This is a genomic window from Allobosea sp. Root670, from assembly GCF_001429415.1.
In the GTDB taxonomy this organism is placed as follows: domain Bacteria; phylum Pseudomonadota; class Alphaproteobacteria; order Rhizobiales; family Beijerinckiaceae; genus Allobosea; species Allobosea robiniae.
In genome coordinates this window covers 153,560-174,386 of the sequence record NZ_LMJU01000018.1, presented here as the reverse complement: position 1 = coordinate 174,386, position 20,827 = coordinate 153,560, and the positions used below count along the sequence as shown (strand labels likewise).

Genomic DNA, 20,827 nt, shown 5'->3' with positions numbered 1-20,827 from the left:
GCATGGCGGGAGACTGGTCCGACCTGACGAAGCGCGTCGCGCGCGGCATCGCCGAGGTCAAGAAGACGACAGGTTCCGAGCTCGTCGCCGAGAGCGAGCCCGTGCCGCTGGCCGGCCGGATCGCGGGCCCGGTGATCCAGCACCGTCGACGCAAGGCCGAAGGCACGCACCGCTTCGTGCTGATCCTGCCCTTCGGCGAGGGCGAGGTCCGCGTCGAGCTCGACCCCAAGGATTACGCCGCGCTGACCCGCGAGATGGTGCGATTCTGGAACGAACAGGGCGAGGCGGCCTCGCAGCCGCCGGTGCCGCTCAAGGAGGACGAAGCCTGATGGCTCACTGGCTGATCAAATCCGAACCATCCGTCTGGTCCTGGGACGACCAGGTCAAGGCCGGCGCCAAGGGCACGCATTGGGATGGCGTGAAGAACCACACCGCCAAGCTCAACCTGATGGCGATGAAGCAGGGCGACCAGGTCTTCTTCTACCATTCCAACGAGGGGCTCGAGGTCGTCGGCATCGTCGAGGTCATCAAGGAAGCCTATAACTGGATTCCCGGCGAGCCCTGGGTCCTGGTCGACTTCAAGGCGGTGAAGCCGCTGCCGAAGCCGGTGACCCTCGTCGCGGTCAAGGCCGAGCCGAAGCTCGCCAAGATGGCGCTGGTCACCTCCTTCCGCCTCTCGGTCCAGCCGGTGACGGACGCGGAATGGGACATCGTCTGCAAGATGGGCGGGCTCTGAATAATAATCACCGGCAAAAAGCGGGTCCAAAAGTCGATTCGACCATCGGATAAGACGGTTGGAAGGCTTTTCGGCCCGCTTTCATGCATTCGCGGCCTGCCCCTGCCACGAAAGTGCGATGCACAATGGGTTGCCGCGCCGCGTGCGCATCCTATGATGCGTCGAAATCGAAGAAGCGATGTCCGCCGTGCCCATCCCTGAGGCGGACCAGCGCAACACAGACGGCCCAAGTCTGGGGAGACGCCCGAATGTCCGAGATCATCTACGACGTCCCGACCTCCTGGTCGAAGAAGGCCTGGGCGACCGACGCCAAGTACAAGAAGATGTACGCGGCCTCGATCAAGGACCCCGACAAGTTCTGGGGCGAGCAGGGCCAGCGCATCGACTGGTTCAAGCCCTACACCAAGGTCAGGAACGCCAGCTACAAGCCGGGCAAGGTCTCGATCAAATGGTATGAGGACGGCACCACCAACGTCGCCCATAATTGCATCGACCGGCATCTCGCGACCCGCGCCAAGCAGACGGCGATCATCTGGGAAGGCGACGATCCGAGCGAGTCGAAGAAGATCACCTACGGCCAGCTCTATACCGAAGTCTGCAAGTTCGCGAACGTCCTCAAGGCCAACGGCGTCAAGAAGGGCGACCGCGTCACCATCTACCTGCCGATGATCCCCGAGGCGGCCTATGCGATGCTCGCCTGCGCCCGCATCGGTGCCGTCCATTCGGTGGTGTTCGGCGGCTTCTCGCCGGATTCGCTGGCGAGCCGCATCGAAGATTCCGATTCGAAGATCGTGATCACCGCCGATGAAGGCCTGCGCGGGGGCCGGGCCGTCCCGCTCAAGAAGAACGTCGACACTGCCGACGACAAGGTGAAGGGCGGCATCGAGACCGTCATCGTCGTCAAGCGCACCGGCGGCAACATCACGATGAAGGAAGGCCGCGACCGCTGGTACCATGACGAGGCCGCCAAGGTCTCCGGTCACTGCCCGGCGGTCGAGATGAAGGCGGAGGACCCGCTCTTCCTGCTCTATACCTCGGGCTCGACCGGCAAGCCGAAGGGCGTGCTGCACACCACCGCCGGCTATCTCGTCTACACCGCGATCACCCACCAATACGTCTTCGACTACCATGACGGCGACATCTACTGGTGCACCGCCGACGTGGGCTGGGTGACCGGCCACAGCTACATCCTCTACGGACCGCTCGCGAACGGCGCGACCACGCTGATGTTCGAGGGCATCCCGACCTATCCGACGATCTCGCGCTTCTGGGAGGTCATCGACAAGCACAAGGTCAACACCTTCTACACCGCGCCCACCGCGATCCGCTCGCTGATGGGCGCCGGCGAGGAGCCGGTGAAGAAGACCAAGCGCAAGTCGCTGCGCCTGCTCGGCTCGGTCGGCGAGCCGATCAATCCGGAAGCCTGGGAGTGGTATCACCGCGTCGTCGGCGAGCGCCGCTGCCCGATCGTCGACACCTGGTGGCAGACCGAGACCGGCGGCATCCTGATCTCGCCGCTGCCTGGCGCCACCCAGCTCAAGCCAGGCTCGGCGACGCGGCCGTTCTTCGGCATCAAGCCGGAGATCGTCGATCCCGAGGGCAAGGTCCTGGAAGGCGCCTGCGAGGGCAATCTCGTCATCGCCGAGAGCTGGCCCGGCCAGATGCGCACGGTCTATGGCGACCACAAGCGCTTCGAAGAAACCTATTTCGCGACCTACCCGAACAAGTACTTCACCGGCGACGGCTGCCGGCGCGATGCCGACGGCTATTACTGGATCACCGGCCGCGTCGACGACGTCATCAACGTCTCCGGCCACCGCATGGGCACGGCCGAGGTCGAATCGGCGCTGGTCGCGCATCCGTCGGTCTCGGAGGCCGCGGTCGTCGGCTATCCCCACGACATCAAGGGACAGGGCATCTACGCCTATGTCACGCTGATGGCCGGCGAGGCGCCGACCGACACCTTGCGCAAGGACCTCGTCGCCTATGTCCGCAAGGAGATCGGCCCGATCGCCTCGCCCGACCTGATCCAGTTCGCGCCCGGCCTGCCCAAGACCCGCTCCGGCAAGATCATGCGCCGCATCCTGCGCAAGATCGCCGAGGACGAGTACGGCGCGCTCGGCGATACCTCGACGCTGGCCGATCCCGCCGTCGTCGACGATCTCGTCGAGAACCGCCAGAACAAGCGCAAGGCGGGCTGATTCGCGAGCCGCTGTTCTCCCGGCACCACACTGAAAATGGCCTGCACCTCCCGGGGCGGGCCATTTTCGTAAAGTTCCGGCCCAACGCGCAGGAACCCGGGTCGACATCAAGGGTTCGCAATGTGGCAGGCCTGCGCTAGACCATGCTCATGCCGCGTTCATCGCGTTTCCTGATAATGACGCAACGTTCGGCTGACCGAGATCGGAACCCGCGCCGCATGACGACGATCAAGATCGCATCGACCGCCACCCTGACCCGCGCGGCCGCCCTGCTCCCCTTGTTGGCGCTGACGGCCTGCGCCGGCTCGCAGCGCTTCACCGGGCCGGTGATGAACCCGCCCTCCTACAGCCAGCCCGTGCTGCCTTCGGCTCCGCCGGTGAGCTCTGCTCCGATCACGTCGGAGCCGCTGCCGCCGCCGGGTGGCTATCCCGCGGCGGCCCAGCCAGGCGGCTACCCCGTTGCAGGCGGTCCGCAGGGCGGCGGGGCCTTGCCTGCGCCCCAGGACCCGTTCTTCGACCCCAATGCCGGCGGCGCGCCGCAAGGCCAGCCCCTGCCCCCGACCGGCCAGCCGACGCAGGATCCGGGCCTGCGCGGCAGCGACAATCAGGTCGCCGGCCTCGGCCAGAGCCCGACGGCGGCGCCGCGCCCATCCGCCAGCCGCAACAGCATGGTCGGCGGCTGGACGGCCCGCGAGGCGACGGGCGGCTCCTGCCGCGTGCAATTGTCGAGCACGCCGACGCTCGATCTCTACCGTGCCTCCTCGTCCGGCTGCGCCAACAAGGATCTTCAGAAGATCTCGGCCTGGGATTTCCGGGATGGCGAGGTCTATCTCTACCAGCAGGGCGGCGCGGTCGCCGCCCGGCTGCGCAGCTCCGGCTCCGGCGCGCTCGACGGCGCCGTCACCAAATCCGGCGCCTCGCTGTCGCTGAACCGGTAATCACCAAACCAATCACGTCATGGTCGGGCTTGTCCCGACCATCCGCGCCTTCATCGATGAAGGTCGCTGTTCAAGACGTGGATGCTCGCCACGAGGGCGAGCACGACGATCATTGGATCGTCGCCTCCGCCGCAGATCTGTCCCTCAGACACCGAAGGTCCGCGCGAGCAATGTGCTCGGCCAGAAGCTCTTCTGGATCGACAGCGCCATCGTCGCGAAGCCCTTCGCATTGTCGAGCGCCTCGTCGAGGATCGTGAAGGGCGTCGGTGCTCCGGTCGCGATCACGCCCTCGACATCGGCATAGCCGCCGACGAGATCGGCCTCGAACTTCGCCGCAAGCCGTCGCATCGCCAGATTTTCCGGCAGGCAGGTCAGGTAGAGCGTCCGGACCCCGCGATTGCGCGCCGCCGTGATCAGCCGCCCGAACAACTGCCCACCGACGCCGCGACGCCGCCACGACGTCTCGACGCTGAAGGCAGCCTCACCGGTCAGCGCGATGATCTCGTCGAGACCGCGCAACTCGGCCGCGCCGCGCACTACACCGTCGACGACATAGGCATAGACCAGGCCGCCGACGCCGAAGGTCGTCCTGGCATAGTTCTCGAGAAACGCGTCATTCACCGCCGTGCCGAAGCGTTGCTGGCGCGTGACGGGATCGAGCCTGAGCAGATGCTCTCTGAAAAGATCGCGCTCCGTCGGCCATAGCCGCCGGATCACGCCATCGCCGGCCTTCCTGCCGGATTGTCGCGAACGAACCAATTGTCATCTCCTGAGCAGCGCATGTGTCGCGCTTACCGACCAGGAGGCGTGTCTTCCCTAACTCGCATGTCACATCGTACCGGCAGCCCCCATTGGCAAGAGCGCTACCTGCGGCATTTTCGCCGGCTTGCCCGAAGAATCTGGCCAGAAATGGACCAACGCATGCAGAGGAAGCATAACGAAAGCCGAATACCGACCTTGGGGACGGGGGTAGAAAACCGCTGTAACCGCGTCATACGACGTGCAATAATTTCGCGGTGACCCCGATGACGGCGCGCCCGGCATGAGCTAAGTTGCGTGCTCCCGGTCACTCATATTTGAAGATCCATGTTCGATCGTCGCAAGCCTCCCGCTGCCCAGCCCTTCGTCACGCACGAAAACATCGAAGCCAAGGTCAAGTGGTTCGACCCCGAGAAGGGGTTCGGTTTCGCATCGCCCTCCGATGGTTCGGGCGATGTCTTCCTGCATGTCTCGGCCATCGGCCCGCTGGACCAGCAAGACCTGCTGCCCGGCGCCACCATCGTCGCCGATCTCGGCGAAGGTCGCCGCGGCCTTCAGGTCGTCGCGATCCATGAGATCGACGCCTCCACGGCGACGCAGACCGCGCCGGCTCCCCGCGCCTTCTCGCCCCGTCCTCCGCGCGATGATTTCGGCGGTGGCGGCTATGGCGACCGGGATCGCGGCGGCTACGGTGGCGACCGCGGCGGCTATAACGATCGCGGCGGCTTCGGCGGCGGCGATCGCGGCCCGCGTGGCGGCGGCTTCCAGGATCGCGACAGCGGCCCGGTCGAAGGCCCCTATGATGGCGCCGTGAAGTTCTTCAACTCGGATCGCGGCTTCGGCTTCATCGCGCCGGACAAGGGCGGCCCGGACGTGTTCCTGCACGTCTCCTCGCTCGGCCGCAGCGGCTTGCAGCCGCCGATGGACGGGCAGCGCGTGCGCTTCTCGATCCGCACCGGCCGCAAGGGTCCGGAAGCCGCCGACGTCAGCTTCATCTGACGAAAGCGCAGCTTCGCTGAAATATCAAAGGCCCGCCTATGGCGGGCCTTTTCTTTTGGCGCCGGCCGAATCGTATGAAGCGCGCCACCGAGGTGGCGCGCCCCGGCACGACTCAATGATCGTGGTCGTCGCCTTCCAGGCCGCCGATATGCTTCTGGGTGTAGAGCTCGATGCCGACGCGCGAGATCAGGTCGAGCTGGGTCTCCAGGAAGTCGATATGGCCTTCCTCGTCCTTCATCAGGGCCTTGAAGAGGTCCTCGGACGGGAAATCGCCGACCTCGCGGCAGTATTTCGCCGCTTCCTGATAGAGCGTGCGCGCCTCGAGCTCGGCCTTGAGGTCGCACTCGATCACTTCCGTGACGGTCTCGCCGATGCGGAGCTGGTCGAGCGTCTGCAGGTTCGGGAAGCCTTCGAGGAAGAGGATGCGGTCGACGAAGCGGTCGGCATGGACCATCTCCTCGATCGATTCCTTCTTCCAGGTCTTGGCCATCTCCTTCAGGCCCCAGTTGTCCAGCATGCGGTAATGCAGCCAGTACTGGTTGATGGCGGTGAGCTCCGAGCGCAGCCCCTTGTTGAGATACTCGATGACCTTCTTGTCGCCCTTCATGGCGTGCACTCCGCGATCCACATTAGAATGATCCTAATGTAGACACGGCCCATGCAGAAGGGAAGAGGCAAAAAGCGATCTCGGCGCTTTTGATCGAAGCCCGTGCGCGCCGCCGGCCTCAGGCCGCGACGCTCTCCTGGGCGAGTTCGATCCCGTCGAACATGTGCCCGACCGAGACATGGACCGCGCATTCGATCTCGCGGCTGGCGCAGCTGCCGCATTGCGTCGCGCAAACGGCACGGGCCTCGGCCAGGATAGCCCGAACCTCGCGCGCGCAACGGCCGCAATCCGGGCTGCAGCCCAGGCAATCATAGACCTCGCCGGCCGTCCGGGGGCCGCTGCCGTCAGCAGCGACGGTCCCCTTGATCTGGCCGCAGGACAGGACGTTGCAGGAGCAGACGATCACGCGTGGTGGCCCACCACCCGCTTGCTCTCGATTTCCTCGCCATCGGCGCTGCGCAGGCGGACGATGACCTCGACCGAGGAGATCACCATGCCTTCCGGCGCGTCCGGCAGGCCGGCCACCTGGATCATCGAGCCCGGGATATCGGTGACGGTCTCGTCGTCCTCGTTGTAGAAATGATGGTGCTCGGACACGTTGGTGTCGAAGAAGGTCTTCGGACCGGAGACCGAGACCTGGCGCAGCAGGCCGGCTTCCGAGAACTGGCGCAGCGTGTTGTAGACGGTCGCGAGCGAAAGCGGCTCGCGCGCCCGCAGCGCTTCCTCATAGAGCATCTCGGCGCTGACATGCCGGTCGCCCTTGGCGAAGAGCAGCCAGCCCAGCGCCATGCGCTGGCGCGTCGGCCTCAGGCCCGCCGTCCGCAGCCGCGCCTTCACGGCGCTGATCGGGCAGCTCGTCGGGTTTTTCTGCGGCCACGGGATATGATCGGCCGCCACAGGCCTGTGATCGTGATCCTTGCTCGCCAGAACGCTCATCGTAACGCCTTCCACTACGCCGGTCGCCGGCCATGCAGTTTAGAAATCATCTAAACTACTGATATTACTATCATATTTGGCAAAGCATCGGCCGAATGTCAATCAGCACGCCTGCGACATCGGGCAGCGCCCGCAGCACATCGACGTGATCGCCCCGGGCCTGATGCGCGGTGAGCGCATGAGGGCAAAGGCAGCTCCGGCGAAAGCCGCAGCGGATCGCAGGGCCGGTCTAGTGCCCGCCGCCTCCGGCGCCCGCAACAGGCTTCGGCGGCTTGCTCAGGAACAGCGACATCAGGACGAGGCTCCCGAAGATCGCAGTCAGCCCGAGAAAGACGTCGCCGAAGGCCATGACCAGCGCCTGCTTGTGGACGCGCTGGTTGATCAGGGCCAGCGCCATGGTCTGCGCGGCGTCGCCGTAGTCGATGAAGCGCTGCGCGGTATTGGCGATCGCTTCCTCCGCCACCCCACGCCCGGCGACCACCATTTCGTGCAGCCGGGTGATGTGCAGGTCGGTGCGGGTATTCAGCATGGTGTTGATGACCGCGAGCCCGACCGCGCCGCCGAGGTTCCGGGTGAGATTGTAGAGCCCGGATGCATTCTTGAGCTGCTGCGGGGGCAGCGAGCCCAGCGCGACGTTGTTGATCGGCACCATGCACAGCATCAACGAGCAGCCGCGCAGGATCTGCGGCACCAGGAGCTCGTAGAAATCCCAGTCCGACGTGATGAAGGACGCCCACCAGGTGCCGACCGCGAAGCCGCCGAAGCCGATCATCATCATGATGCGCGGGTCGAGCTTGGCGGAAAGCCGCCCGGCGATCGGCGCCGTGAAGAACATGGCGAGGCCGGTGACGAACATGGTCTCGCCGATCATCAGCGCATCATAGCCGCGGATGCGTCCGAGATAGACCGGGTAGAGATAGGTCAGCCCGTAGAGGCCGATGCCCATGGTGAAGGAGAACAGCGAGCCGAACGCAAAGTTGCGGTTTCGGAAGGCGTAGAGATCGACCAGTGGGTCGTCCCGCGTCAGCGCCCGCCAGAAGAACAGCACCGCGCCTGTGACCATGACGATCGAGAAGAACACGATCTCGTGGCTCTGGAACCAGTCGAGCCGCGTCCCCTCCTCCAGCACATATTCGAGGCTGCCGAGAAAGGCGGCCATGGCGGCGAGCCCCAGCCAGTCGAAGCGCTTGATCAGGCTGTGATCGGGCTTGTCGAAATCGATCAGCGTCCAGGCTGCGATCGTCACGCCGATGCCGGGCACAACATTGACCAGGAAGAGCCAATGCCAGGAGAAGGCATGGCTGAGATAGCCGCCGACCGTCGGGCCGATCGTCGGCGCCAAGGTCGCGACGAGCCCGATCAGCGGCGAGATGATCGGCCGCTTCGACGGCGGGAAGATGGTGAAGGCGGCGGCGAAGACGCCGGGAATCATGCCGCCGCCGATGAAGCCCTGCACCGCCCGCCACAGGATCATCTCGTTGATCGAGGTGGCCTGGGCGCAGAGCACGCTGGCGATGGTGAAACCCGCCGCCGCGATCGAGAAGAACACCCGCGTCGACAGCGCCCGGCTGAGATAGCCGGAGAGCGGGATCATGATCACCTCGGCGATCAGATAGGCGGTCTGGACCCAGGCGACCTCGTCGGACGAGGCGGACAGGCCGGCCTGGATCTCCGCCAGCGAGGCCGAGACGATCTGGATGTCGAGGATCGCCATGAACATGCCGAAGACCATCGCCATGAAGGCGAAGATCCGGCGCAGCGGAATGGCATCCGAAGCCGGCGGCGCTCCCGCCGGCGCAGTCAGGGTCGCGGTGGCCATGTCGGCCTACCTTTCCTCGGGGTTGTCTTCCCGTGCGCGCTGCATCAGCGCTGGGCGGCCGGCCGCGGATCGATCGAGACCACGACCGACATGCCGGGCCGCAGCACATGCTTCGCGGTCGAGTCCTTGTCGAGCGCGATGCGCACCGGCACGCGCTGCACGATCTTGGTGAAGTTGCCGGTCGCGTTGTCGGGCGGCAGCAGCGTGAAGACCGAGCCCGTGCCACCGGCGATGCCGCTGACCGTGCCGTGGAAGATCTGCCCCGGCAGCGCATCGACGGTGATGCTCGCCTTGTCGCCGGTCTTGAGCGGCCCGACCTGGGTCTCCTTGAAATTGGCGTCGACATAGACCTGGTCGAGCGGGACGATCGACATCAGGCGCTTGCCGGCCCCGACGAGGTCGCCGATCTGGACATTGGTATTGGCGACGACGCCGTCGATCGGCGCGGCGATCTTCATGAAGGAAAGATCGCGCTCGGCCTTCTGCTCGGCGACCTTCAGCTCGTCGATCTGGCGGGCGGCCTCGATGCGCTGTGCTTCCAGAACCTTGATGTTCGCCTGCGCCTGCAGGACACCGGCCTTGGCGCTCGCAAGCGCGGCGACGGCTTGATCACGACCTGCCGTCGCGGCATCGAGCGTCGCCTGCGAGCCGTAGGACTTGGCGGCGAGACTGCTGGCGCGTTCGAAATCGGCGGCCGTGCGCGTCACCGCCGCCTCGGCCGAATTCTGCTGCGCCTGCGCCTGCGTCTGGGCGGCGCGCGCCGCTTCGACCTGGCTGTCGATGCGCGCCAGCGTCGCCTGCGCCGTTGCGGTCTTGGCGCGCGCACTGTCGAGCGCGATCCGCCAGTCGCCCTCATCGAGCGCGACGAGCGGCTGCCCGGCCTTGACCTCCTGATTCTGCTGCACGGAGACGGAGGCGATATTGGCGGAAAGCTTGGCCGAGACCGTCGCCATCTCCGCACCGACATAGGCGTCATCGGTCGAGACGATGAAGCGGCCATTGCGCCACCAGTCGATGCCGTACCAGAGCCCGGCTCCCACGACGGCCGCAGCCACGACGAGCAATGCGCCGCGCTTCAACGGGTTCTTTCCGGATTTTGCCTTGCCGTCGGCGGGTTCGGCCGGCGTGCTCTTCGCCTGCGCCTCGCGGGCGGTGGCGGGCTCGGCCGGCTGGGCGGTCTCAGCTGTGGCGTCGACCAGCTTCAGCCGGTCGCGGCGGTGTTCGGTAGCGGTTTCAGCAGACATTGGGCGTCCTGCATGTCAATTCGAACCAATCGGTTCGATTGCGCTTGAAATAGCGCGGGCTATGATGCATATCAAGTCAAATCGAACCAATCGGTTCGATTCTTTTTTGCAGCATGCGCGGAGCGCCCCTTCCGCCAGGGAATGATGACCAAGACCTCCGAAGCCATCGTTAAGACCGTCGCGCGCAATCACCGCGTCGCCGGCGCCGACCCTGACAAGCGGCGGCAGATTCTCGACGGGGCTCACCAGGTCTTCATCGCCCGCGGCTTCGACGCGGCCAGCATGAGCGACATCGCCGCCGCCGCGAACGTCTCGAAAAGCACGCTCTATGTCTATTTCGAGGACAAGGAGCATCTCTTCGTGGCGTTGATCGAGCGCGAGCGCGAAGCGCAGAAGCGCGGCGCCTTCGAAGCCCTCGCCGAGGATTCCGATCCGGTCCGGGCGCTCGGTAATTTCGGCCAGTGTCTCGTGCGCATGATCAATTGTGAATTCGCGGTCAGCGCCCATCGCGTCGTCATCGGCGTCGCCGAGCGGATGCCCGATCTCGGCCGCGGCTTTTACGAGAACGGTCCGATGCAGGGCGCCAAGCTGATCGCGACCTATCTCGACCGGATGGTGGCCGAGGGCAGGCTCGCGATCGAGGACACCAATCTCGCCGCCGTGCAGTTCATCGATCTCTGCCAGTCGACCCTGACCCGCCCGCGCCTGTTCAATGCCGTCCGCACGCCCCCGAGCGAGGACGAGATCCGCCGCGTCGTCGGCGAGGCGATCGCGATGTTCATGGCGCGCTATGGCGCAAAGCAGCGAGGCTGACGCCGACGCCCTCAGCCCGCGACCTGCCGGGCGCGGATGCGCTCGCGATGGGCGGTATAGAGCCCCGACGCCGCGATGATCGCAGCGCCGACATAGGTCCAGAGATCCGGGATCGCTGCGAAAACCAGATAGCCGAAGATCGAAGCCCAGAGCAGTTGCGAATAGGCGAAGGGTGCCAGCAGCGAAGCATCCGCATAGCGGAAGGCCTGGATCAGGAAGATATGCCCGATCGTCGAGATGCCGCCGACGAAGACGCCGATCAGGATCGCGTTGAGATCGAGCGCCTGCCAGCTGAACGGCACAGCCAACGACAGCAGGATGAAGCCGATCGTGGCGGAATAGGCCAGCGTCACCACCGGCGTCTCGGTGCGGCTCATCATCCGGGTCACGATCAGCGAAAACGCCCAGAAGAACGACGAGCCGAGAACGAAGAACGACGCGCCGTGAAAGCCGTCACCGCCGGGACGCACCACGACGATCACGCCGACCAGCCCGACGATCGTGGCGAGCCAGCGTCGCCAGCCGACGATTTCGCCCAGGATGGGAATCGACAGCGCCGTCACGAAGAGTGGCGAGACAAAGGAGGTGGCGGTCGCGTCCGCCATCGGCAGGTCGTGCAGCCCGGCCACGAACAGGATCGAGGAGATCGTCACGCCCAGAGCCCGCAGCACCTGCAGGCCGGGCCGGCGTGTGCTCATCCGGCGGAAGCCGCCGGTGAAGCAGACGGTGACGAGCATGATCGCGGCAAAGGTGCCGTAGCGCATCCAGGTGATCTGGAGCGCGGGCAAGCTGATCGCGAGATATTTGGAGGCGATGTCGCCGCTGCACATGAAAATCGACGAGAGCAGCACAAGCGCGATGCCGCGCGCGGAATTGTCGATGCGCAGCGGCTTGCCTTCCTGCGGAGGCATGACCGGCGGTTCTGGAAGGGGGGCGTTGGGCAAGGGCTGGGTTCGCACGCAGGGTTGCCCAAGCCTTACCCTGTTTGCCTTGCATAGCCACCACGCAAAGACGGTCGCCCGCCCATGCGCGTGGACATTGCCGGTGACCCTGCCCGGGTTTCGGACAGGGTCGGGCAGCGCTTCTGTTTTCAGGCAGCCTGCTTGCGCGGCTGGATCAGCTTGCGGTTGACCAGAACCTCGGCGATCTGCACCGCGTTCAGCGCGGCGCCCTTGCGCAGGTTGTCGGAGACGCACCAGAAGGCGAGGCCGTTCTCGACGGTCGCGTCCTCGCGGATGCGCGAGATATAGGTCGCGTCCTCGCCGGCCGCCTCATGCGGAGTGATGTAGCCGCCCGGCTCGTGCTTATCGATCACCAGGATGCCCGGAGCGGTACGCAGCACCTCGCGCGCCTCGTCGGCGGTGATCGGCTTCTCGCACTCGATGTTGACGCTCTCGGAATGGCCGATGAAGACCGGCACGCGCACGCAGGTCGCGGTCAGCTTGATCTTCTTGTCGAGGATCTTCTTGGTCTCGACCACCATCTTCCACTCTTCCTTGGTGAAGCCGTCCTCCATGAAGACGTCGATATGCGGGATGAGGTTGAAGGAGATGCGCTTCGGGAACTTCTTGGTGGTGACCTCGCCGGCCGAGAACACGGCGCGGGTCTGGTTGAAGAGCTCATCCATGCCCTCCTTGCCGGCGCCGGAAACCGATTGATAGGTCGAGACGACGACGCGCTTGATGCCGAACTTGTCGTGCAGCGGCTTCAGCGCGACGACGAGCTGCGCGGTCGAGCAGTTCGGGTTGGCGATGATGTTCATCTTGGTGAAGCCGGCGGCGGCGGCGGCGTTCACCTCCGGCACGATCAGCGGCACATCCGGGTGCATGCGGAAGGCTGAGGAATTGTCGATGACGACGGCGCCCTGCGCGCCGATCTTCGGCGACCAGGCCTTCGAGACATCGCCGCCCGCCGACATCAGGCAGATATCGGTGTCGGAGAAGTCGTAATGCTCCAGCGCCCGACACTTCAGCGTCCTGTCGCCGAACGAAACCTCGGTGCCGACCGAGCGCGAGGAGGCAAGCGCCACGACCTCGCCGACGGGGAAGGCACGCTCGGCGAGAATGTCCAGCATCTCGCGGCCTACATTGCCGGTTGCGCCGACCACTGCGACCTTGAAGCTCATGATGTGATCCTTTGCGGATAAGACGGTTCGGGTCTCCCTTTGGGGGCCGCCCCGCGCCGGTTTCGGGCGGGTTCGGCGATCTCTCCCCGCCGGGGGGAGATGGACCCGGAACCGAGGCGAAGCGTCAGCGCGACGGACCGGTTTTCCCGGTCGTCGTTTTGGTCGTGAGTTTCGTCGTCGTCGGACGGACAGTCACAGAGCCAATCCCGAAGGGCTGAAAACTTCGCAAGGCGGCGCAACCTTGCACCGCGCCCTGTCAGAACACCCGCGGCGACGAAAAGTCAATCTCCCCCGTGCGGGGAGCTCCGCTCCGCCCGTTAACCCTGCCCGTTGACCTCTTGTTCACGCTGCCGGCCGATCGCCCCTTTTCGGTAACCCGACGGCGACTCTCGGCGTCCAGCCTGCCCGCCAGACTGAGGATTGCGTGGCCATAGCGCCCTGCGGGAGTAACCGGTTGCATTTGCGTTCGGACGAATTGATGTCACGGCTTCAGCCCCTGCTGCGGCAGCTCCGGCCCGGGTTGTCCCGCGCCGGCACGCTGTCTCGCGCTGCATGGGCGCGGGCTGCGAAGGTCGACCTCGTCCCGCTTCTCATTACGTCTGCCGATCGCATCGAAGCCGGTTTCCGTGCCGTCTGCCGCCTGGGCAGCCGCCTCGCGCCGCGCCGCGGCTTCGGCCTGCCGGGCGCTCTCGCCTGGCGCATCGCGGCGGCACTCGGCGGCATCAGCCTGACGGCCGCGCTCGTCACAGGCCTCTCGGCAAACGGTGAGGGCCCTCCCCAGCTCGCCAGCCTGACCTCGCCGGTGGCAGCCGCCACGACCCGGAATGCAGCTCTCGGCAGCAAACCGCTGCACGCAGCAACGGAAGCCGACTGGCTCGCGATCTCCCGCCCGATCGCGATCTTCAATCTCGAAGCCCCTGAACTCGGGCGAGAGCCGCCCGCGATCGAAGCGCGCCGCAGCCGCGACGGTGGCCAGCGCGAGGACCTGCTGAGCTTCGGCAGCTTCGCCGGGGCCGGATCGCATCTCTCGCTGCGCCTGAAGACGGGAGACGGCATCGTCGCCAGCCCCGGCTCCTTCACGATCGCGCTCGTTCACGCCGCGGCGCTCCGCAGCCTCGCCGTCGAGCGCAGCAGTGCGCCTGCCACGATCGAGACCCGCTTTGGCGCGCTCGAAACCGCAGATGTCGTTCTCGGCGACGGCACCGAGAGCCGCACCTGCCTCGCCTTCCGAACGGTCGGATCCGAGGCTCCCTTCACGATGAGCGGCTGGTGGTGCGCCGGTTCCAGGCCCAGCGACCGCCGCCAGCTCGCCTGCCTGATCGACCGCCTCGACCTCGCCAATGCCGGCGCCGAGCCCGAACTGCGCGCGGCCTTCGCCCGCAGCGAGCTTCAGCGCCAGGCGGGTTGCGCTCCCCAGCGGCTGTCGGCGACCGGGCGAAAGCTTTCCTGGCTCGATCCGAACGGCACGCTGCCGGCCTTGCGGATGAAGACCACGACCGGAGAAGCGGCAAAGCCCGCGGCTGAACCTCGCCCGCGTCGCGCCAAAAAGCCCCGGCGTTCCCGCTAACAAAGTTGTTAACGACGCGGTGCTAGTCTTTGCGCCGGATTTGCGATGCTTACATCGAGTGGATCAGCCCACTCCCGGAGATTGCCGTCATGATGTCGTTCAAGCGCGTTGCCGCCCTCCTCGCCGTCGCTGTCACGGCCTCTACCGTGATGGCGAGCATCGCCGAAGCGCAGAACCGCCGCGGCCCGCTGCGCGTCACCGTGCAGAAGCGCAGCTATCTCGACGCGGGCAACGTCGTGCCGGTCGGCTCGATGAACCGCTATGCCAGCCAGCACATGTCGGCCTCACCGATCTATGTGAACACCGGCGACCTCTACGGCGAGGGCACCCTGCCTGGCCGCGTCGGCGCGGGCTCGAACCCGTTCGCGAATACATTCGCGACGCCGCGTTTCTGATACGCGTTTTTTTGAACGGCATCAGTCATCCCGTGCACGCGCGGGATGACACATTTCATTCAGTCGCGCCCTACTCCGGCAACACCTTGAGATAGCGGACCGGCCGCCCGGGCGCCGCCGCATTGGCCGCATGAACGATCGCGTTCGCGTCGATGCCGAAATGGCGGTAGAGATCAGCCACCGTGCCGGTCTGGCCGAAATGCTCGACGCCGAGTGCCTTCTGCTTGTGGCCATGGACGCTGCCGAGCCAGGCCAGCGTCGCCGGATGCCCGTCCAGCACCGAGACGATGCCGCAATCGCGCTGGAGATCGCCGAGCAATCGCTCGACATGGCTCGTCGCCGCGTGATTGCCGCGCTGGCGCGCCCGCTCGGCCGCCTGCCAGCCGGCATTGAGCCGGTCCGCCGAAGTGATCGCCAGCAGGCCGACATCACGCCGGTCCTCGGAAAGCAACCCCACCGCCTCGATCGCCTCCGGCGCGACGGCGCCGGTATAGGCAATCACGACGGAAGCGTTCGGCCCCGGCTTCCTGAGCCAATAGGCGCCGTCGATGATGGCGCGCTCCAGCTCCGGCGTCATCGCGCGGCTCGGCTGCTCGACCTGCCGGGTCGAGAGACGCAGATAGACCGAACCGCCGGTCTCGTCGCGCAGCCAGGTGCGCTCGTCGGGATCGCCCTCGCCGTCGCGCTGCATGTAGTCGAAGGACCAGCACATCATCACGGCAAGCTCGTCGACGAAGGCCGGCTCGAACGAGCAGAGCCCGTCCTGGCTCATGCCGATGAGCGGCGTCGCGATCGATTGATGCGCCCCGCCCTCCGGCGCCAGCGTCACGCCGGACGGAGTCGCCACCACCATGAAGCGCGCATCCTGGTAGCAGGCATAATTCAGCGCATCGAGCCCGCGCGAGATGAAGGGATCGTAGAGCGTGCCGATCGGGATCAGGCGTTCGCCGAAGATCGAATGCGACAGCCCGAGCGCCGAGAGGTTGATGAACAGGTTCATCTCGGCAATGCCGAGCTCGACATGCTGGCCCTTCGGCGAGAATTCCCATTTCTGCATCGAGGGGATGCGCTCGTCCTTGAAGGTGTCGGCCATCGACGCCTTGGCGAAAAGCCCGCGCCGGTTCACCCACGGCCCGAGATTGGTCGAGACCGTGACGTCCGGGGCCGTGGTGACGATCCGGTCGGCCAGCGGTCCGCCGGTCTTGGCGAGGTCGTCCAACACCTTGCCGAAGCCCATCTGGGTGGACATCGACGGCTGGATACCGGCCTCCAGCTTCGCCGGAACCGGCAATTTGGGGGCCGAAAAACGCCGCCGCCCCTGCGAGAAGAACGGCACTTTGTCGAGGAAGGCGCGGACCTCCCCCCCGGGCAGATCAAGTCCCTCGAACAGGTCCCATTCATGGCCGGGGCGGACGCCGTTCGCCTTGCGGAAGCCGTCGAGCTGCTCCTTGGTCATCAGCCCGGCATGGTTGTCCTTGTGCCCGGCGATCGGCAGCCCGAAGCCCTTGACGGTATAGGCGAGGAAGCAGACCGGCCGGTCGTGATCGATCGCCTCGAAGGCTTCGAGGATCGACGGCAGGTCGTGACCGCCGAGATTGCACATCAGCTTCGAGAGCTCGGCATCGGAGCGCTTCTCGATCAGCCGGGTCACCGGCCCCTGGTCGCCGAGATCGTCCATCAGGCGCTTGCGCCAGGCCGCACCGCCCTGGAAGGTCAAAGCCGAATAGAGCTGGTTGGGGCAGGAATCGATCCAGGCCTTCAGCCGCTCGCCGCCCTTTTCCTTGAAGGCCGCCTGCTGCAGCGAGCCGTATTTCAGCGTCACGACATCCCAGCCGAAATTGCGGAACATCTGCTCGAAACGGTCGTAGAGCCCCTCGCGAATGACGGCGTCGAGCGACTGGCGGTTATAGTCGATGATCCACCAGGTATTGCGCAGACCGTGTTTCCAGCCCTCCATCAGGGCCTCGAAGATATTGCCCTCGTCGAGTTCGGCATCGCCAATCAGCGAGACCATGCGGCCTTCGGGACGGTCCTTCGCCCAGCCATGCGCCTTCACGTAATCCTGCGTCAGCGAGGAGAACAGCGTCTGCGCGACGCCCAAGCCCACCGAGCCGGTCGAGAAATCGACGTCGTCGATATCCTTGGTGCGCGAGGGATAGCTCTGCGCGCCCTTGTAGCCGCGGAAATTCTCGAGCTTCTCGCGGGTCTGCAGGCCCATCAGATAATTGATGGCGTGGAAGATCGGCGAGGCATGCGGCTTCACCGCGACGCGATCCTGCGGCTTCAGCGCGGCCATGTAGAGCGCCGTCATGATCGTCGCGAGCGAGGCCGAGGAGGCCTGGTGCCCACCAACCTTCATCCCGTCATCGTTCTGGCGGATATGGTTGGCGTTGTGGATCGTCCACGAGGCCAGCCAGAGGATCTTCTTTTCCAGCTCGGCGAGAAACGGCAGGCGCGGATCTGTTGTCATGGATTTCGGCTCGAACTCCCCAGTGCAACCGATCATGCACGGAAGCACTGGCAGAACGAGCCAAATTTCTGTGTCGCCACGGGAGGATTTGGTGATTTCCGCTACGGCGCCGCAGAAAGGCGCCGGAAATCACCAATCATGCGCCTGGTCCGATTGCCGGCTACTTGTCGATCTGCGCGATGCGATCCAGTGCCGCGCCGAAGCCGCCCAGCGACACATTGAACGAGACCGGCTCGTTGTTCGAGAGGTTCAGCGCCGCGACCGTCAGCGCCTTGCCGGCCTTCATCGCGTCGGTCGCGACGGTCGGGAACGAGATCGGCAGCAGGCAGCCCTGCGCCAGGCAGGTCGAGAAACGCAGGCCCTGGCCGAGATCCTTGTCGTCGAGCCGCAGCACCGCGCCGTTCTCCAGCTTCATCCCGAACGGGAACAGGATCGTGCCCTCGGCGCGACCGTCCTTTGGCGCGCGCAATTCGATGGCGAAGACGCGCTGGCCGGTCTGACTGTTGCCCTGCGATTGCAGGAGCACGCAGAGCCGCTGCCCGTTGGCGATCCGGCAGTCGACGGTCCAGTCGCCATAGGTCTCGTTGATCGCGCTGGCGCCGTTCGGCAGCGTCGCTGCGCCAGCGGCCGGCTGGCTGACGCTCGGGGCGGCCGGAGCTTGCGCGACAGGTTGGGTCGGCTTCGCGGCGGGCTTGGGAGTCGGCTTGGAGGCCGGACGCGGCGCAGGCCTTTGCGGGGCAGCAGCGGCTGGCCGCTCCGCCGGTTCTTCCTGCGCCCACAGGGCAGACGAGGCGAAGGAACCGACCGCGAGAACCGCAGCGACCGAGGCGATCCTGAGTGAATGATGTTTCATGTCAGCACTGTCATATGAAGATGTCGCTCGCCCTATCGCAGAAACCTCTTCCGAGAGAAAGCACGAAAACGAACTAACCGGCGAATATGCGGACCAGAGCTTCAAATTTGAAAGAAGGATCACAATTGAATGATTTCAATCTGCAAGTATTCGCCCCTGCACAATCTTTTCGGGACAACCCGCTTCGTCCGCCCGCGCCGGCTCTTCGGGCCCCCGGCATCCGCACGCCCCTGCCCCCAACGCAGGTGAACCCCGCCGCCAGGCCGCTTGTGAGCCCTCCGCGCACCATGCCAGAAACTGGCACGGAATCGGGCCGAACGGCCCGCGCAGAAGGAGCCTTCCCATGAGCAACAGCAAGGATGTCTGGCGTCGGATCGACGACAAGGCCCCGGCTTATTTCGGGCTCTCCGACCGGATCTGGCACATGCCGGAGCTGAACTATCAGGAGGTCCGCTCGGCCGCCGAGCACGGCGCCATGCTGGAGAGCGAGGGCTTCCGCGTGACGACCGGCGTCGCAGGCCTGCCGACCGCGGTCGTCGGCGAAGCAGGCGAAGGCGGCCCGGTCATCGCGATCATGGGCGAGTTCGATGCCTTGCCGGGCCTGAGCCAGGAGGCCGGCAACGCGACCGAGACCCCGGTCGAGACCGGCGGCAATGGCCATGGCTGCGGTCACAACATGCTGGGCTCGGCCTCCCTGCTCGCCGCCGCCGCGGTGAAGGATTATCTCGCCGCCAACGGCCTCAAGGGCCGCGTGCGCTATTACGGCTGCCCGGCGGAAGAAGGCGGCTCGGCCAAGGGCTTCATGGTGCGCGCCGGCGCCTTCGACGATGTCGATATCGCCTTGTGCTGGCACCCGGCCTCGTTCAACGGCGTCAACCGCGCCTTCTCGCTGGCCTGCGTCGAGATCGAGTTCACCTTCTCGGGCCGCGCCTCGCATGCCGCCGCGGCGCCGCATCTCGGCCGCTCGGCGCTCGATGCGGTCGAGCTGATGCATATCGGCGTCAACTACATGCGCGAGCACATGCCCTCGACCGCGCGCGTGCACTACGCGATCATCAATGCCGGCGGCATCGCGCCGAACGTCGTGCAGGCCACGGCGACGACGCGCCAGCTCATCCGCGCCGCCACCCTGGCCGAGATGTGGGAACTCGTAGCCCGCGTGAAGAAGATCGCCGAGGGCGCCGCCCTGATGAGCGAGACCACGGTCGCGATCAAGCAGCTCTCGGGCGATGCCAACCTCGTCGGCAACCGCCCGCTGGAAGAGACGATGCAGGCGAACCTGCTGGCGCTGGGCGGCCCCGGCTTCGACGCCGTCGACCATGCCTTCGCTGCCAAATTCCAGAAGACGCTGAGCCCGCAGGACATCGCCGCCGCCTATGGCCGCCTCGACCTGAAGCCGAAGGACGGCGAGGCGCTGAGCGACGAGATCTATCCGCTCGGCGCCGGCAACGACACCTCCGTCGGCTCGACCGACGTCGGCACGGTGAGCTGGGTCGTCCCGACGGTGCAGTGCCGCACCGCCTGCTACGCCATCGGCACACCCGGCCATTCCTGGCAGCTCGTCGCGCAGGGTCTCGCTCCTGCCGCGCACAAGGGCCTCGCGCTCGCGGCCAAGGCCATGGCCGGCGTCGCCACGGACGTGCTGAACGACCCTGCCCTGCTCAAGGCGGCGAAGGACGAGTTCTCGGCCTTCCGCGCCAAAAACCCCTTCGCCAACCCGATCACAGATGATGTCGAGCCGCCGCTCGACATGGCCGCGCACTAAGCCGAACGCGCGTCATCCCGGACCCAGCGAAGCGGAAATCCGGGATCCATCGTAGAGCGCGGCGCCCTTCGATGGATCCCGGGTCAAACCCGGGATGACGGCTTGTTTCCGTGAAAATCTACGCGCGCTAGCCGCCCTGCGGCCCGGACAGCTCGACGCGGATCGTCGGGCGCGTCGCCTTGAATTCGATGACGGCGGCCGAGGTGAGATCCGAAACCGAATCGGATGCGTTCGACATCAATCGCAGGATGATTCGACCGAGCCGGTCGCGGGCCTCGCTTTCCAGCTCGGCATCGAGCCTGCTGTCATGCCCGATCGCGGCCCAGGCCCTGGCCTGGACGGCTTCTGCGACGAGCAATTCCTGGGAGTTCAGGACACCGGGAAAGCGGAAATTCGAGCTAGGCATGGGCGATTCAAACATGGCTGGGCAACGGATATAGGACGGCAGCGGTTCCCGGCAAGGCAGGGCTAAGATCCGGAGTCGGGTTGGCCGCCCTCTCCGCTTTGGAATGTCCTCGTGACGAGTGCGCTACGGAGCCGGCTCCTTCGGTCGCGTAAACAATCAGTCCAAATTGGACAGATTGTCTAAATTTACCTTGA

20 protein-coding genes are annotated in these 20,827 nt (G+C 65.8%); 9 read left to right on the top strand and 11 right to left on the bottom strand.

Annotated features, from left to right (window positions below):
• Positions 1–2 precede the first annotated feature (2 nt).
• The 4 genes from ASE61_RS21965 (at position 3) to ASE61_RS21950 (ending at position 3,875) form a co-directional block, all read left to right on the top strand.
• Positions 3–329, top strand: coding sequence for a hypothetical protein (locus ASE61_RS21965; RefSeq protein WP_061970568.1), 327 nt, complete (start codon positions 3–5; stop codon positions 327–329).
• Positions 329–736 (top strand): EVE domain-containing protein, encoded by a 408-nt coding sequence (locus ASE61_RS21960; protein ID WP_061970566.1) that lies wholly within the window; start codon positions 329–331, stop codon positions 734–736. Before ASE61_RS21965 ends, ASE61_RS21960 begins: the two co-directional genes overlap by 1 nt.
• Positions 737–984: 248 nt before the next feature.
• On the top strand, positions 985–2,937 hold the full coding sequence (gene acs / locus ASE61_RS21955) for an acetate--CoA ligase (RefSeq protein WP_061970564.1): 1,953 nt from the start codon (positions 985–987) through the stop codon (positions 2,935–2,937).
• 218 nt (positions 2,938–3,155) lie between these two features.
• On the top strand, positions 3,156–3,875 hold the full coding sequence (locus tag ASE61_RS21950) for an AprI/Inh family metalloprotease inhibitor (RefSeq protein ID WP_061970562.1): 720 nt from the start codon (positions 3,156–3,158) through the stop codon (positions 3,873–3,875).
• 144 nt (positions 3,876–4,019) lie between these two features.
• On the opposite strand, the gene ASE61_RS21945 is transcribed toward ASE61_RS21950, so the two are convergent.
• Positions 4,020–4,634: a GNAT family N-acetyltransferase gene (locus ASE61_RS21945; protein ID WP_061970561.1), complete on the bottom strand. Its 615-nt coding sequence runs from the start codon at positions 4,632–4,634 to the stop codon at positions 4,020–4,022.
• Positions 4,635–4,961: 327 nt separating this feature from the next.
• Here ASE61_RS21945 and ASE61_RS27440 point away from each other — a divergent pair, with 327 nt between their 5' ends.
• Positions 4,962–5,633 carry a cold-shock protein gene (locus ASE61_RS27440; protein ID WP_061970559.1) on the top strand — a complete coding sequence of 224 codons (672 nt, stop codon included), beginning with the start codon at positions 4,962–4,964 and terminating at the stop codon, positions 5,631–5,633.
• Between the two features lie 112 nt (positions 5,634–5,745).
• Here ASE61_RS27440 and bfr read toward each other — a convergent pair whose 3' ends face one another.
• The 5 genes from bfr to ASE61_RS21915 form a co-directional block, all read right to left on the bottom strand.
• Positions 5,746–6,240 (bottom strand): bacterioferritin, encoded by a 495-nt coding sequence (gene bfr, locus ASE61_RS21935; RefSeq protein WP_061970557.1) that lies wholly within the window; start codon positions 6,238–6,240, stop codon positions 5,746–5,748.
• A 118-nt stretch (positions 6,241–6,358) separates the two neighbouring features.
• Positions 6,359–6,646 carry a bacterioferritin-associated ferredoxin gene (locus tag ASE61_RS21930; protein ID WP_061970554.1) on the bottom strand — a complete coding sequence of 96 codons (288 nt, stop codon included), beginning with the start codon at positions 6,644–6,646 and terminating at the stop codon, positions 6,359–6,361.
• Positions 6,643–7,176, bottom strand: a complete 534-nt coding sequence (gene irrA, locus ASE61_RS21925) for an iron response transcriptional regulator IrrA (protein WP_061970552.1) — start codon at positions 7,174–7,176, stop codon at positions 6,643–6,645. Before irrA ends, ASE61_RS21930 begins: the two co-directional genes overlap by 4 nt.
• Positions 7,177–7,405: 229 nt before the next feature.
• On the bottom strand, positions 7,406–8,995 hold the full coding sequence (locus tag ASE61_RS21920) for a DHA2 family efflux MFS transporter permease subunit (protein ID WP_061970550.1): 1,590 nt from the start codon (positions 8,993–8,995) through the stop codon (positions 7,406–7,408).
• A gap of 44 nt (positions 8,996–9,039) precedes the next feature.
• Positions 9,040–10,239, bottom strand: a complete 1,200-nt coding sequence (locus ASE61_RS21915; RefSeq protein WP_061970548.1) for an HlyD family secretion protein — start codon at positions 10,237–10,239, stop codon at positions 9,040–9,042.
• 144 nt (positions 10,240–10,383) lie between these two features.
• On the opposite strand from ASE61_RS21915, the gene ASE61_RS21910 reads away from it, so the two are divergent.
• Positions 10,384–11,052, top strand: coding sequence for a TetR/AcrR family transcriptional regulator (locus tag ASE61_RS21910; protein WP_061970732.1), 669 nt, complete (start codon positions 10,384–10,386; stop codon positions 11,050–11,052).
• Positions 11,053–11,063: 11 nt separating this feature from the next.
• Here ASE61_RS21910 and ASE61_RS21905 read toward each other — a convergent pair whose 3' ends face one another.
• Positions 11,064–11,963: a DMT family transporter gene (locus ASE61_RS21905; protein WP_061970546.1), complete on the bottom strand. Its 900-nt coding sequence runs from the start codon at positions 11,961–11,963 to the stop codon at positions 11,064–11,066.
• 179 nt (positions 11,964–12,142) lie between these two features.
• The gene (locus ASE61_RS21900; protein WP_061970545.1) at positions 12,143–13,177 is read right to left on the bottom strand and encodes an aspartate-semialdehyde dehydrogenase; all 1,035 of its coding nucleotides are present in this window, start codon (positions 13,175–13,177) and stop codon (positions 12,143–12,145) included.
• A gap of 478 nt (positions 13,178–13,655) precedes the next feature.
• Here ASE61_RS21900 and ASE61_RS21895 point away from each other — a divergent pair, with 478 nt between their 5' ends.
• Together ASE61_RS21895 and ASE61_RS21890 are read left to right on the top strand one after the other, a co-directional pair.
• A complete protein-coding gene (locus ASE61_RS21895; protein WP_061970543.1) occupies positions 13,656–14,744 on the top strand; it encodes a hypothetical protein in 1,089 nt (362 codons plus the stop codon).
• A gap of 89 nt (positions 14,745–14,833) precedes the next feature.
• Positions 14,834–15,139 carry a hypothetical protein gene (locus ASE61_RS21890; RefSeq protein ID WP_061970542.1) on the top strand — a complete coding sequence of 102 codons (306 nt, stop codon included), beginning with the start codon at positions 14,834–14,836 and terminating at the stop codon, positions 15,137–15,139.
• 70 nt (positions 15,140–15,209) lie between these two features.
• Here ASE61_RS21890 and ASE61_RS21885 read toward each other — a convergent pair whose 3' ends face one another.
• Positions 15,210–17,609, bottom strand: coding sequence for a transketolase-like TK C-terminal-containing protein (locus ASE61_RS21885; protein WP_061970540.1), 2,400 nt, complete (start codon positions 17,607–17,609; stop codon positions 15,210–15,212).
• A gap of 160 nt (positions 17,610–17,769) precedes the next feature.
• Positions 17,770–18,462: an invasion associated locus B family protein gene (locus ASE61_RS21880; protein WP_061970539.1), complete on the bottom strand. Its 693-nt coding sequence runs from the start codon at positions 18,460–18,462 to the stop codon at positions 17,770–17,772.
• Between the two features lie 343 nt (positions 18,463–18,805).
• Between ASE61_RS21880 and ASE61_RS21875 the strand changes: the two genes are divergently transcribed.
• Positions 18,806–20,227 carry a M20 family metallopeptidase gene (locus tag ASE61_RS21875; protein WP_061970537.1) on the top strand — a complete coding sequence of 474 codons (1,422 nt, stop codon included), beginning with the start codon at positions 18,806–18,808 and terminating at the stop codon, positions 20,225–20,227.
• 127 nt (positions 20,228–20,354) lie between these two features.
• On the opposite strand, the gene ASE61_RS21870 is transcribed toward ASE61_RS21875, so the two are convergent.
• Entirely contained in the window at positions 20,355–20,633 is a 279-nt protein-coding gene (locus ASE61_RS21870) for a hypothetical protein (protein WP_061970536.1), read from the bottom strand.
• Between the last annotated feature and the right edge of the window lie 194 nt (positions 20,634–20,827).

Excerpts from the sequence above, each read along its gene's own strand:
- ASE61_RS21965 (WP_061970568.1), top strand. The coding sequence starts at position 3 with ATGGCGGGAGACTGGTCCGACCTGACGAAGCGCGTCGCGCGCGGCATC.
- ASE61_RS21960 (WP_061970566.1), top strand. The coding sequence starts at position 329 with ATGGCTCACTGGCTGATCAAATCCGAACCATCCGTCTGGTCCTGGGAC.
- acs (WP_061970564.1), top strand. The coding sequence starts at position 985 with ATGTCCGAGATCATCTACGACGTCCCGACCTCCTGGTCGAAGAAGGCC.
- ASE61_RS21950 (WP_061970562.1), top strand. The coding sequence starts at position 3,156 with ATGACGACGATCAAGATCGCATCGACCGCCACCCTGACCCGCGCGGCC.
- ASE61_RS27440 (WP_061970559.1), top strand. The coding sequence starts at position 4,962 with ATGTTCGATCGTCGCAAGCCTCCCGCTGCCCAGCCCTTCGTCACGCAC.
- bfr (WP_061970557.1), bottom strand. The coding sequence starts at position 6,240 with ATGAAGGGCGACAAGAAGGTCATCGAGTATCTCAACAAGGGGCTGCGC.
- irrA (WP_061970552.1), bottom strand. The coding sequence starts at position 7,176 with ATGAGCGTTCTGGCGAGCAAGGATCACGATCACAGGCCTGTGGCGGCC.
- ASE61_RS21920 (WP_061970550.1), bottom strand. The coding sequence starts at position 8,995 with ATGGCCACCGCGACCCTGACTGCGCCGGCGGGAGCGCCGCCGGCTTCG.
- ASE61_RS21915 (WP_061970548.1), bottom strand. The coding sequence starts at position 10,239 with ATGTCTGCTGAAACCGCTACCGAACACCGCCGCGACCGGCTGAAGCTG.
- ASE61_RS21910 (WP_061970732.1), top strand. The coding sequence starts at position 10,384 with ATGACCAAGACCTCCGAAGCCATCGTTAAGACCGTCGCGCGCAATCAC.
- ASE61_RS21905 (WP_061970546.1), bottom strand. The coding sequence starts at position 11,963 with ATGCCTCCGCAGGAAGGCAAGCCGCTGCGCATCGACAATTCCGCGCGC.
- ASE61_RS21900 (WP_061970545.1), bottom strand. The coding sequence starts at position 13,177 with ATGAGCTTCAAGGTCGCAGTGGTCGGCGCAACCGGCAATGTAGGCCGC.
- ASE61_RS21895 (WP_061970543.1), top strand. The coding sequence starts at position 13,656 with ATGTCACGGCTTCAGCCCCTGCTGCGGCAGCTCCGGCCCGGGTTGTCC.
- ASE61_RS21890 (WP_061970542.1), top strand. The coding sequence starts at position 14,834 with ATGATGTCGTTCAAGCGCGTTGCCGCCCTCCTCGCCGTCGCTGTCACG.
- ASE61_RS21885 (WP_061970540.1), bottom strand. The coding sequence starts at position 17,609 with ATGACAACAGATCCGCGCCTGCCGTTTCTCGCCGAGCTGGAAAAGAAG.
- ASE61_RS21880 (WP_061970539.1), bottom strand. The coding sequence starts at position 18,462 with ATGAAACATCATTCACTCAGGATCGCCTCGGTCGCTGCGGTTCTCGCG.
- ASE61_RS21875 (WP_061970537.1), top strand. The coding sequence starts at position 18,806 with ATGAGCAACAGCAAGGATGTCTGGCGTCGGATCGACGACAAGGCCCCG.
- ASE61_RS21870 (WP_061970536.1), bottom strand. The coding sequence starts at position 20,633 with ATGCCTAGCTCGAATTTCCGCTTTCCCGGTGTCCTGAACTCCCAGGAA.